This is a genomic window from Pseudomonas sp. ANT_H12B, from assembly GCF_008369325.1.
Lineage (GTDB): Bacteria > Pseudomonadota > Gammaproteobacteria > Pseudomonadales > Pseudomonadaceae > Aquipseudomonas.
In genome coordinates, this window is sequence record NZ_VOBI01000001.1 from 567,709 (window position 1) to 578,663 (window position 10,955).

At 60.2% G+C, this 10,955-nt stretch carries 7 protein-coding genes and 3 pseudogenes; 6 read left to right on the forward strand and 4 right to left on the reverse strand.

Annotated elements, in window-relative coordinates:
• The first annotated feature begins 28 nt into the window (after nt 1–28).
• The 4 genes from paoA (at nt 29) to FQ185_RS02790 (ending at nt 4,850) form a co-directional block, all read left to right on the forward strand.
• The gene (gene paoA / locus FQ185_RS02775) at nt 29–652 is read left to right on the forward strand and encodes an aldehyde dehydrogenase iron-sulfur subunit PaoA (RefSeq protein WP_149416156.1); all 624 of its coding nucleotides are present in this window, start codon (nt 29–31) and stop codon (nt 650–652) included.
• Complete coding sequence (locus FQ185_RS02780; RefSeq protein ID WP_149416128.1) at nt 649–1,605, forward strand: xanthine dehydrogenase family protein subunit M; 957 nt, start codon at nt 649–651, stop codon at nt 1,603–1,605. Before paoA ends, FQ185_RS02780 begins: the two co-directional genes overlap by 4 nt.
• Entirely contained in the window at nt 1,602–3,800 is a 2,199-nt protein-coding gene (gene paoC / locus FQ185_RS02785) for an aldehyde oxidoreductase molybdenum-binding subunit PaoC (protein ID WP_149416129.1), read from the forward strand. The genes FQ185_RS02780 and paoC overlap by 4 nt, the downstream gene beginning before the upstream one ends.
• A gap of 156 nt (nt 3,801–3,956) precedes the next feature.
• Entirely contained in the window at nt 3,957–4,850 is an 894-nt protein-coding gene (locus FQ185_RS02790; RefSeq protein WP_149416130.1) for a LysR family transcriptional regulator, read from the forward strand.
• 252 nt (nt 4,851–5,102) lie between these two features.
• On the opposite strand, the pseudogene FQ185_RS02795 reads toward FQ185_RS02790, so the two are convergent.
• A pseudogene (locus FQ185_RS02795) lies at nt 5,103–5,373 on the reverse strand (TonB-dependent siderophore receptor); the annotation flags it as partial.
• Between the two features lie 351 nt (nt 5,374–5,724).
• Between FQ185_RS02795 and FQ185_RS02800 the strand changes: the two are divergent.
• A pseudogene (locus FQ185_RS02800) lies at nt 5,725–6,942 on the forward strand (copper oxidase); the annotation flags it as partial.
• A 372-nt stretch (nt 6,943–7,314) separates the two neighbouring features.
• Here the strand turns inward: FQ185_RS02800 and FQ185_RS02805 are convergent.
• Entirely contained in the window at nt 7,315–7,884 is a 570-nt protein-coding gene (locus FQ185_RS02805; RefSeq protein WP_149416132.1) for a YceI family protein, read from the reverse strand.
• 209 nt (nt 7,885–8,093) lie between these two features.
• Here FQ185_RS02805 and FQ185_RS02810 point away from each other — a divergent pair.
• Nucleotides 8,094–8,512, forward strand: a pseudogene (locus tag FQ185_RS02810) (hypothetical protein).
• A gap of 78 nt (nt 8,513–8,590) precedes the next feature.
• Here FQ185_RS02810 and FQ185_RS02815 read toward each other — a convergent pair.
• Nucleotides 8,591–9,262 carry a phosphoribosyltransferase gene (locus FQ185_RS02815; RefSeq protein ID WP_149416133.1) on the reverse strand — a complete coding sequence of 224 codons (672 nt, stop codon included), beginning with the start codon at nt 9,260–9,262 and terminating at the stop codon, nt 8,591–8,593.
• Between the two features lie 96 nt (nt 9,263–9,358).
• Complete coding sequence (locus FQ185_RS02820) at nt 9,359–10,717, reverse strand: MATE family efflux transporter (RefSeq protein WP_149416134.1); 1,359 nt, start codon at nt 10,715–10,717, stop codon at nt 9,359–9,361.
• Nucleotides 10,718–10,955: the final 238 nt, after the last annotated feature.

Below are 10,955 nucleotides of genomic sequence, written 5' to 3' on the forward strand. Positions count from 1 at the left end.
AATCGAACCCATGGACCACCGTGACCTGATGTCGATAACCCGGCGCAAATTTCTGATTGTAGGTGCGGTGACGGCGGCAACCGTGGCGCTGCCACCGTTCATTTCTGTGCAAGCATCCGCCGCCAATGAAGCACGTCCGATCAAGGCCAAGGTGTCGTTCGAGGTGAACGGTCAAACGCGAGCGCTCGACCTCGACACCCGCACCACCCTGCTCGACGCGCTGCGAGAAAACCTGCAACTCACCGGCACCAAAAAGGGTTGCGATCATGGCCAGTGCGGCGCCTGCACGGTGATTGTCGACGGTCGGCGCCTCAATTCCTGCCTGACCCTGGCGGTGATGCACGAAGGCTCGACAGTTACCACCATCGAAGGGCTGGGCACACCGGAAAAACTGCACCCGATGCAGGCCGCGTTCATCAAGCATGACGGTTATCAGTGCGGCTATTGCACACCGGGGCAGATCTGTTCCGCGGTCGCCGTGCTGGGTGAAATTCGCGAGGGCATTCCCAGCCATGCCAGTCCAAGTCTCACCGATCAGCCACAACTGATCGCCAGTGAAATCCAGGAGCGCATGAGCGGCAATATCTGCCGTTGCGGCGCGTACTCCAACATCATCGAAGCGATCACCGAAGTCGCGGAGGCCACGGTATGAGGCCCTTTACTTATTTACGCGCCAAGTCGCCGGCCGAAGCGGCGACGCTGGCGGCGCAGGTCGATGGCTCACGGTTTATCGCCGGCGGCACCAACCTGCTGGACCTGATGAAGCTGGACATTGAGACGCCGACGCACTTGATCGACGTCAATGGCCTCGCCCTGGACCGGATCGAAGCCACGCCTGAAGGCGGCCTGCGAATCGGCGCGCTGGTCAGAAACACCGACCTGGCCGCTGACGCACGCATCCGCAAGGACTATGCCCTGCTCTCCCGCGCTCTGCTCGCTGGTGCTTCCGGCCAGTTGCGCAACAGGGCAACCACGGCGGGCAATTTGCTGCAACGCACCCGCTGCCCGTACTTCTACGACACCCATCAGCCGTGCAACAAACGTCAGCCCGGCAGTGGCTGCGCGGCCATCGGCGGCTTCAGTCGGCCGCTGGGCATTATCGGTGTGAGTGATGCGTGCATCGCCATCCATCCCAGCGACATGGCTGTAGCGATGCGGGTCCTTGATGCTCAGGTTGAAACCGTACGCCCCGACGGCACGACACGGATCATTCCCATCGCGGACCTGCACCGGCTACCCGGCAAAACGCCCAACATCGAAACTACAATGGTGGCCCACGAACTGATCACTGCCGTAACCCTGCCCGCCCCTCTCGGCGGTACACACCTCTACCAGAAAGTCCGCGACCGCGCCTCGTACGCCTTCGCCCTCATCTCTGTGGGCGCGGTGATTCAGAAAGACGGCTCCGGTCGCATCGCATTGGGCGGTGTCGCGCACAAACCGTGGCGCGTAGAGGCAGCCGAAGCTGCGATGTCCCAAGGTGCCAAAGCAGTGAGCGAACAGTTGCTCGCCGGCGCCACCCCCACCGATGAAAACGCATTCAAATTGACCCTGGTCGAGCGCACGCTCGCTTCGGTGATGGCACAAGCGAGGGCTCTGGCATGAAATTCGATACCCCCGCCACAACCAACCCGATCGACCAGATGAAGGTCGTCGGCAAGGCCACGCCCCGTATCGAAGGGCCGTTGAAGACCACCGGGCTTGCCCCTTATGCCTACGAACACCACACCGTCGTGCCAAACCAGGCCTATGGCGTGGTGGTCGGTTCCGCCATTGCCAAGGGGCGCATCGCTTCGATGGATCTGGAAATGGCGCAGTCGGCACCCGGCGTGATCACCATTGTCACTGCGGCGAATGCCGGCAAGCTCGGCAAAGGCAAATACAACACCGCGACGTTACTCGGCGGACCAGATATCCAGCACTACCACCAGGCAGTGGCACTGGTGGTGGCTGAAACCTTCGAACAGGCACGGGCCGCGGCAAAACGGTTGAACGTGACCTATGTCAGCACCGAAGGCGCGTTCGATCTGGCCAGCTCGCGCGGCTCGGCGGTGGAACCCAAGGACCAGATGACTGACACGGTCCATGGGGATTTTGAAACGGCGTTCGCGGCAGCACCGGTGCAACTGGACGCGACCTACACCACCCCCGATCAGGCCCACGCGATGATGGAACCCTTTGCGTCGATGGCCGCCTGGGACGGCGACCAACTCACGCTGTGGACGTCGAACCAGATGATCGATTGGTCAGTCACCGATCTGGCGACCACCCTCGGCGTGCCGAAGAAAAATGTGCGCCTGATCTCGCCGTACATCGGTGGTGGCTTCGGCGGAAAACTGTTTATCCGCTCCGATGCGTTACTCGCCGCCCTCGGCGCGCGCATGGCCGGCAGGCCGGTCAAAGTGGCGCTGGCCCGGCCATTTATCTTCAACAACTCCACCCACCGTCCGGCAACCATTCAACGCATCCGCATCGGCGCCAGCAGCGATGGCAAGATCACCGCCATTGCTCACGAAGGCTGGTCCGGCAACTTGCCCGGCGGCAAAGTCGAGCTGGCCGCACAACCCAGCAAACTGCTGTATGCGGGCGAGAACCGTCGGGTGACCATGCGCCTGTCGACACTTGATCTGCCGGAAGGCAATGCGATGCGTGCACCGGGCGAAACCCCGGGCATGATGGCGCTGGAAATCGCCATGGACGAAATGGCGGAAAAGCTCAAGCTCGATCCCGTCGAGTTTCGAATCATCAACGACACTCAGGTTGATCCCACCAAACCCGATCGGCCTTTTTCCCAGCGCCAGTTGATTGAATGCCTGCGCACTGGCGCCGATCGTTTCGGCTGGAACAAACGGCATGCGCAGCCGGGCACACAACGCGAGGGTCGCTGGTTGATCGGCATGGGTGTCGGTGTCGCCTTCCGAAATAATCTGCTGGTGAAGTCCGGGGCTCGCGTTCGACTGAATGAGCAAGGCATCGTCACCGTGGAAACCGACATGACCGATATCGGCACCGGGAGCTACACCATCATTGGCCAGACAGCAGCAGAAATGATGGGCGTCTCGCTCGACAAGGTGGTCGTACGCCTGGGGGATTCGAGCTTTCCGGTATCGGCAGGTTCTGGTGGGCAATTCGGTGGCAACTGTTCAACGGCAGGCGTGTACGCGGCGTGCGTCAAACTTCGCGAAGCGGTGGCGCAACGCCTCGGCGTCAGCGCGCAGGATGCGGTTTTCGCCGACGGTGAAGTGCGATCCGGTGACAAGAAATTCCCGTTGCGCGACGCGGCGCAAACCGGAGAAATCGTCGCCGAGGATTCGATCGAATTCGCTGAGCTGAGCAAGCAGTTTCAGCAATCGACGTTCGGTGCGCACTTTGTCGAAGTCGCGGTCGACAGTGCCACCGGCGAGACCCGCGTTCGACGGATGCTCGCCGTCTGCGCGGCCGGGAGAATCCTCAACCCAACCTCGGCGCGCAGTCAGGTAATCGGCGCGATGACCATGGGCGTCGGTGCGGCGTTGATGGAGGAACTGGCGGTGGACAAGCGCCGGGGCTTTTTCGTCAATCACGACCTGGCCGGCTACGAGGTTCCCGTGCATGCCGACATTCCACATCAGGAAGTGATTTTCCTCGATGAAACCGACGCAGCGTCATCGCCGATGAAAGCAAAAGGCGTTGGTGAACTGGGTATATGCGGGGTCAGTGCGGCGATTGCGAATGCGGTCTACAACGCGACGGGAATCCGTGTTCGGGAATACCCGATCACGCTGGACAAGATGCTGGACAAGTTGCCGCCGATGATTTGATCACCACCGAACCGGTGGGAGCGCAGTGGCTGCAAAGTTCTTCATGGCTGTTCTCACTCGGTATTTTTGGCAAGCAAATCGCCATTCAATCTACCCGTTACGCATTACCAAAATAAGCCGCTAGAATCGGAAAAGACCTATGAGAAGGGCTCATCAATGCTTCGGGAAAACGCCAATGACCTGCTCGCCTTCCTGGCGGTGGCGCGGGCGAGAAGTTTCACCAAGGCGGCTGCCAAACTGGGCGTTTCCCAGTCGGCTCTGAGTCACACGATTCGGGCGCTGGAAGCACGCTTGGGGTTGCGTCTGCTGACGCGCACGACCCGCAGCGTGTCACCGACCGAAGCCGGGCAACACCTGCTTGAAACCGTTGGCCCCCATTTCGAAGAAATCGAGATCGAGCTGGCAGCGTTGAGCAATTTGCGCGACACGCCTGCCGGCAAGATTCGCATCAACGCGATGGACCATGCGCTGGAATACATCCTGTGGCCGGTGTTGAAACCGTTCCTGGCGCAGTACCCGGACATCTCGGTCGAGGTCTGTTGCGACTACAGCTTCGTCGACATCGCCGCCCAGGGTTTCGACGCCGGTGTGCGTCTGGGTGAGAACGTGGCGCAAGGCATGATCGCCACCCGCATCGGGCCGGACATGCGCATGGCGGTGGTGGGTTCGCCGGCCTACTTTGCCGATCGCTCAGTGCCCGAGACGCCCCGCGATTTGACGGATCATCAGTGCAATAACTTGCGCCTGCCCACTAACGGCGGTTTGTACGCTTGGGAGTTCAAAAAGGGTGAGGAAAGTCTGAAGGCGCGCGTGTCTGGGCAGGTCACGTTCAACGGTGTGTATCAACTGCTCACTGCGGCGCTGGAGGGTTTTGGTTTGAGCTATCTTCCCGATGACTTGGTGGCACCGCATATTGCGGCCGGTCGGCTGGTGCAGGTGCTTGAGGATTGGTGCGCACCGTTTGCCGGGTTCCACCTGTATTACCCGAGCCGCCGTCAGGCGTCGCCGGCGTTTGCTTTATTGCTGGAGGCGTTGCGGTATCGGGGCTGAGGAATGGTGGGTGTCAGTCGATAGCTGCGCCGAACTTCATGGCCTCATCACGGGCAAGCCCGTTCCCATAGTGGTCCAGGTTGTTACACAAATAGAGTGAAAAGCACAAAACCCTGTGGGAGCGGGCTTGCCCGCGATAGCGTCAGTCGCCGCACCAGCCATGAACCAGAAAGATCGCAGCATTGGGCAGCATCGATGATCGTTCCCACGCTCTGCGTGGGAATGATCGGCGCGGGACGATCGAACTCGACGTTACCAGTCGTAAGACATTTCAACCGAAGCCACCCGCTCCTGCCCGTAATAGCAACCGAACGAGTAGTTGCAGTCCGACACATACTCACGGTCGAAGATGTTCTGCACGTTCAGGCGGGTCTGCAAACCACGCAGACCAGGGTCAAGTTTGCCCATGTCGTAGCTGATGGTGGTGTCGTAGACGACGTAGGACGGCACGTCGAACGAGTGGGCCGCATCGCCCGGCACCGAAGGTCAGGCTATTGAGAGTGGCCTGGGTGAAGGGATAGTCGGCAGGAACGATTCGGTGCTAGCGCCAGTCGACCACATTTTGGCAAGACCACCCGCGATTGGTGACAGTAACTCCAATAAAAAAGCTCGTTTTCCCCGTAAATGAGGAATATCCCCCGCCGCTGACTGACGCGTTTTTGAAACACTCTGAAACAACTTACTAATAACGCTGAATACTTATTTCGATACTGGCCCATGGCCCGTCTGTTGCACCGGCCCCTAGCACCGCAGCAGCCGTCGTCCCATGCCGGGGACGCCGGGTTTCGCCAATTCGGCATGACGCGAGGGGAAAGCAATGAAAAGCGCAACACCCATGTTCAGTTTCTTACGGCGCTCAAGCGCCACCTCTGTGATGCTGATCACCGCCAGCCTTGCCACCGTCAGCGCGGCACCGATGGACGATGTCAGCCAGCCGCCACCGACGGATCCCTCGGCCTACTACACTGCGCCCGCCGATCCACTGGCAGAGGCGGCCGAACTGGACGCCTTGAAAACCATGCCGGAGGTGAACCAGGGCGCACTGGCATTGCCTGACGGCGCGTACGGTGATCGCAACACGCCACGTGCGGACAACGTGCTGCCGCCGTCCTTGCAGACCTCGTTCAATTTCCCCACCAACGGCAAACCCAGCCCGTTGTTCGGCGCCGAGCCGTTCACCCAGCAACTGCTGTTGTTCGAGGAATTCGGCACGGAAAAACTCGACCCGACGATCCCCACGCCACCCCTGACCTTCCCCGTTCCCACCATTGGCCCGGCACCGCAGCAGGACCCGAACATCGTCGCCCGCAGCGGCCCTCCGAGTGCGGCGCTGGACGCCTTTATGCGTCAACCGGGGTTGTTCCCGTTTCCGGCGCAGTTTTCCAATGTGCTGGACCGCAACCCGTAGAAGGGGCAAATCGAAACCTTCCTCAACCGCCACCCGGTGGGCTCGCCGGCCGAGGGGCGACCACCGGGAAAAGGCTGGTCGCACCAGCGCTGGAACGAGTTCTATCCGCAGGTCGATTTCAAGACCGTGCAAGCCGGTGCCCGAACCAACCTGGGCCTGCGTGACCGCAAACAATTGCACAACTACGCCGTCGGTGAATTCGGCCCCGGCGGGCTCTACTATCAGACCTCCGACATTCCCGAAACGACGGGCACGACCAAGGGCATCGACGTGCGTTTCCATTCGAAAATGCCGGTGCAGAATCACAACTCGCTGTGGACCTTCGACGGCACCGTGCCGCCCAAATTGCTCATGGTCCGCTACGGCCAGCCACTGCTGATGCGCCACTACAACGCCCTGCCCATCGATCCGGCAGCCAACATGGGTTTCGGCCTGCACACCATCAGCACCCACGAACACAACGGCCACTCCCCGGCCGAAAGTGACGGCTACACCAATGCGTTTTTCTTTCCGGGGCAGTACTACGACTATCGCTGGCCGCTGCAACTGGCCGGTTACGACACCATCAACACCGCGGCGCAGGACCCACGCGCTGCGTTCCCTTGCGCACCCGGTGAAAAGCTGTTCGTCAACGACACCAGTCCCGGCCTCAAGACCTGTGAAAACGGCAGCATCAAAATTCGGGCCCGATCCATGCAATGTGGACCGGGCGTCGGCCGATCAGATCAAAGGAAATCTTCACCTCCACCCATAAACCCGAGGGGTGATAGGCCAAAACAGCTGGATTTTGCGCCGCAGTAGGCGTTGCCATGAACGTTGCGGTTTCACTGGCAAACACACTGTCGCCGATCAACACACGGTCCCTGGTTTTTTCCTTCAAGGCTTGATAAAGCGCCGGATAAGGCATGTTCCAGTCGTTGCCTTCAGCGACTTTGGTGAGCTTCCTTGATAGTGAGAACCTGAAGCACACCTGCGTAAACGACCGATTATTCTCCTTGGCTCAGCGTAGGGTGGAACCACATTCGCGCTTTCCCATAGCGGATAAATGCCCACCCGTTACTGCTGCGGCGCAACCATGCGAAACCGGATATTGATCTTGTCCGAGACGACACCATCGGCCCATTCACCTTCGCCGACTTTGAAGTCGCTGCGTTTAAGCGTTAACTGGCCATCGAAAATCCCGATGGCGTTCTCAGCCTTCAACAGGACCGGAACTTCAACCTCGCGAGTGATTCCCCTGAGCGTGAGTTTGCCGGTGATCGAGTAACGGTTGTTTTCCTGCGCTTTCACGCCGGTCGATTCAAACGTCGCCATTGGATACGTTGCGGTGTCGAACCAGGCAGGGTTTTGCAGTTCACTGTTGGCGTCGCTGCTTCCGGTATCGATGCTGTCGAGCTCGATGGTGAGCGCGGCGTGCGCGGCTGACGGGTTCGCTGTGTCGAAATCAAGCGAGGCCTGGAACTTGCCGAACGTGCCGTAGACCCGCGAGGAAAACTGTTTATAGGTGAAGGAAATCGTGCTGGCGGTTTCATTCACTTGTGTGTATTCGACCGCTTGGGCGCAGGGCAAGGAGCCGAAGGCAAGCGCGGCAGCCAGTGTGGCGCAGCGCGGGAATCGAGGGTTCATGGGATTCTCCGGTCGGGGTTCCCGTCATGAGCTGAGGCGCTGCACACGTTGACCTGCGATAGATGGACTAAAGCAAATACCCACCCTTTATTCCACCTCAAGCGCTGCCTTCCGACCACCTGTCGGCCAGAGCGGTCCTGCGCCCGATGCTCGCGCCCATGCAGGTATTTAATTGCGGCAGCACTCACCACTGCATCAGGAGACGGGCCATGAAAATCGTCGTCATCGGAGGCACCGGGTTGATCGGCCGCCAACTCTGCAAAAATCGTCAGGCGCTGGGGCATGACGCGATTGCGGCGTCACTGAGTACCGGCGTCAACGTCATCAGTGGCGAAGGACGGCAAGATGCGTTACAAAGCGCCGACGTGGTGGTCGACGTGGCGAACTCGCCCTGAAAACGCCAGGCAATAAAACCGTGGAAGTGGCCGGGCCGGATCGTCGACCGCTGGTGGCGTTCGTCAGTGAATACCTGCAACACACCAAAGACCCACGCCAGGCGGTTTCGGTCGATACGGTTCCCTACTTTGGCGCACCCATCGATGATCAGTCGCTGACACCGGGGGAGAATCCCATGGTCGGATCAACACGGTTTGAAGACTGGCTCAAGAACACGTCGCATGCATCCTGAGTCGCTGCGACGACGGCAGCACAGCCAACATCAATGCCGGGCAACGTGTTATCCCGTGAGGGCACTGATCGTTGTCAGCTAATGACCAGCCTCTCTCTGCCAGGCCCGCTGCAACAGCTTGATGACCTCTGCATCCGAGGTCTGTGAAAAATCCACGTACCAATACCCGATCGACATCAGCCAGTCCGGAATGAGTGGGCATATCAGCTCATCCACTTCGCTGCGCAGCGCCTCCGCCGTCTCAATCGGCGCCACTGGCACGGCAACGACAATGCGTGCCGGCGCCTGCAAACGCACCGCGTGGATCGCCGCCAACATCGAAGCCCCTGTCGCCAGACCGTCGTCGATCAAAATCACCACCTGATCCTTGAGCTGCACCGGCGCGCGCGTTCCCCGGTAAACCTGCTCTCGACGCAACAACTCCCGCGTTTCCCGTGCGACCACGGCATCGAAGGCGGCTTTATCAATCGGATGATTGTGCAGTGCGTGTTCATTGCGGATTTGTATGCCGCCGCTGGCAATGGCGCCCATCGCCAACTCCTGATGGGACGGCACACCCAGCTTGCGGACCAGCATCAGGTCGAGGCGAACCTCCAGCGCGGCGGCCACTTCATAGGCCACCGGTACCCCGCCACGGGGCAAGGCGAGGACGATCACATCGGCGCGATGAGCGTATTCGAGCAACGGCTCCACCAGACGTCGACCGGCCGCCGCCCGGTCCTGCAAGATGGTTGGCGATGAGGGACTCATTGGAAAACCTCCTCAGACGACCACGCCTGTCGGTTCGCATCACACGGTCACCCCAAATTGTCGGCCCGACCGTGGCCGACAACAAGTCCCGCCCGCCTACACCAACCGCTCAATCGCCTGATGCTGCCAGACTAATTTGTAATACGCCGTCTGCAACGCCAGCATTCCCAGATACGCCACCGGAAACGCCATCCACACCCCTTGCAATCCGAAGTGCCCGTCCAGCACATACGCCACCGGCAATTGCACCCCGACCACACAAAAAATCGAAATCGCCATCGGCACCAACACCGAGCCGCTGGCGCGCATGATGCCGCCGACAATCGCCTGGAAGCCGAACACCAATAGGCTCCACAGCATGATGTGCAACAGATGCTCGGCCATCGCCCGGGTGGAATCATCCGTGAGGAACAACCCCAGCAACCAGTGCGACAACAGATAACCCAACACCACCAACCCACCGGTCAGGCACACGTTGATCAACAGCCCCGTGCGCAAAATCGGCCCCATGCGCTCAAGCCGCCCTGCCCCAATCGCCTGAGCACCGAGGATCGACGCCGTGATCGCAATCGACAGCGCCGGAAACTGCACGTAATTGACGATCTGCGTCACCGCGCCATACGCCGCCGTCGCCTGCGAGCCGTGCTGATTCACCAACGCCAGAATCACCAACTCCGACACCGACAACACCACCATCTGCAACCCGGTCGGCAACCCGATGCGCAACACCTTGCCGAGAATCACCAGGTCCAGCCGCATCGCCGCAAACATCTCCCGATCCGGCGCCAACGGATGCCCCTTGCGAATCAACCGCCACGCCAGCCACCCCATCGCCGACAAATTACCCACCAACCCCGCATACGCCGCACTCTGAATCCCCATCATCGGCAACCCGAACCAACCTCGAATCAACGCCGGCGTCAGCGCCAACCCGATACACGTCGACACCACCAACGCAATCAGCGGCGACACCGTATCGCTCACCCCGCGCAACAGCTGGGTGAACAGCACGTAGACCAGCAGCGACGGCATGATCCACATCATCACGTGGGCGTAGGACACGGCGTCGTCGATAACGTCGGCCGGTGTGCCCAAGCCTTCCAGGGCTGGCCTTGCGAACACGCTACCGAGTACGGCTGCTGTCAGGCCGATCATTGCGCCTAACAACAAGGTTGTGCCGGCGATGGTTTTCACCAGATGCGGCTCGCGCGCGCCCCAAGCCTGGCCGATGAGCACTCCCGCCCCCGCGCCGAGGCCGATGACCAGTGCGATGAAGAAGAAGACGATGGGGAACATGCCGGACACGGCAGCCAGGGCTTGGGTGCCGAGCATTTGGCCGATGTAGATGCTGTTGATGGTGCCCGACATGGATTGGAGGAAATTGGAGAGGACCATGGGGGCCAGGAAAAGGAGATAGGTTTTCCAGAGGGGGGGTTGGGTGGTGGGGGTTTGCATTGAGGGTCCGTCTCGGGTGTGGGCTCGTGTTTTGGGAATTCTACGCTAGGGGACTGGGCGCCACCCGATTCGATTTCGCAGACTTGGGTAGCATGAGTTATGTCTGTTTTCGGCCCAGAGTGTGTAAAAACGTCAGATTGGGTTTTCTATATCGACGCTAGGAGACCGTGCTTACGTTTCGCAAACTGATCAAGTCCGTGACGTTTCCAGGAACAGTTAAAACCGCTCAGCAACCTCT

Bases quoted from the DNA above. Each gene is read 5' to 3' on its own strand.
- paoC (WP_149416129.1), top strand. From the start codon at position 1,602: ATGAAATTCGATACCCCCGCCACAACCAACCCGATCGACCAGATGAAG.
- FQ185_RS02780 (WP_149416128.1), top strand. From the start codon at position 649: ATGAGGCCCTTTACTTATTTACGCGCCAAGTCGCCGGCCGAAGCGGCG.
- FQ185_RS02790 (WP_149416130.1), top strand. From the start codon at position 3,957: ATGCTTCGGGAAAACGCCAATGACCTGCTCGCCTTCCTGGCGGTGGCG.
- FQ185_RS02815 (WP_149416133.1), bottom strand. From the start codon at position 9,262: ATGAGTCCCTCATCGCCAACCATCTTGCAGGACCGGGCGGCGGCCGGT.
- paoA (WP_149416156.1), top strand. From the start codon at position 29: ATGTCGATAACCCGGCGCAAATTTCTGATTGTAGGTGCGGTGACGGCG.
- FQ185_RS02805 (WP_149416132.1), bottom strand. From the start codon at position 7,884: ATGAACCCTCGATTCCCGCGCTGCGCCACACTGGCTGCCGCGCTTGCC.
- FQ185_RS02820 (WP_149416134.1), bottom strand. From the start codon at position 10,717: ATGCAAACCCCCACCACCCAACCCCCCCTCTGGAAAACCTATCTCCTT.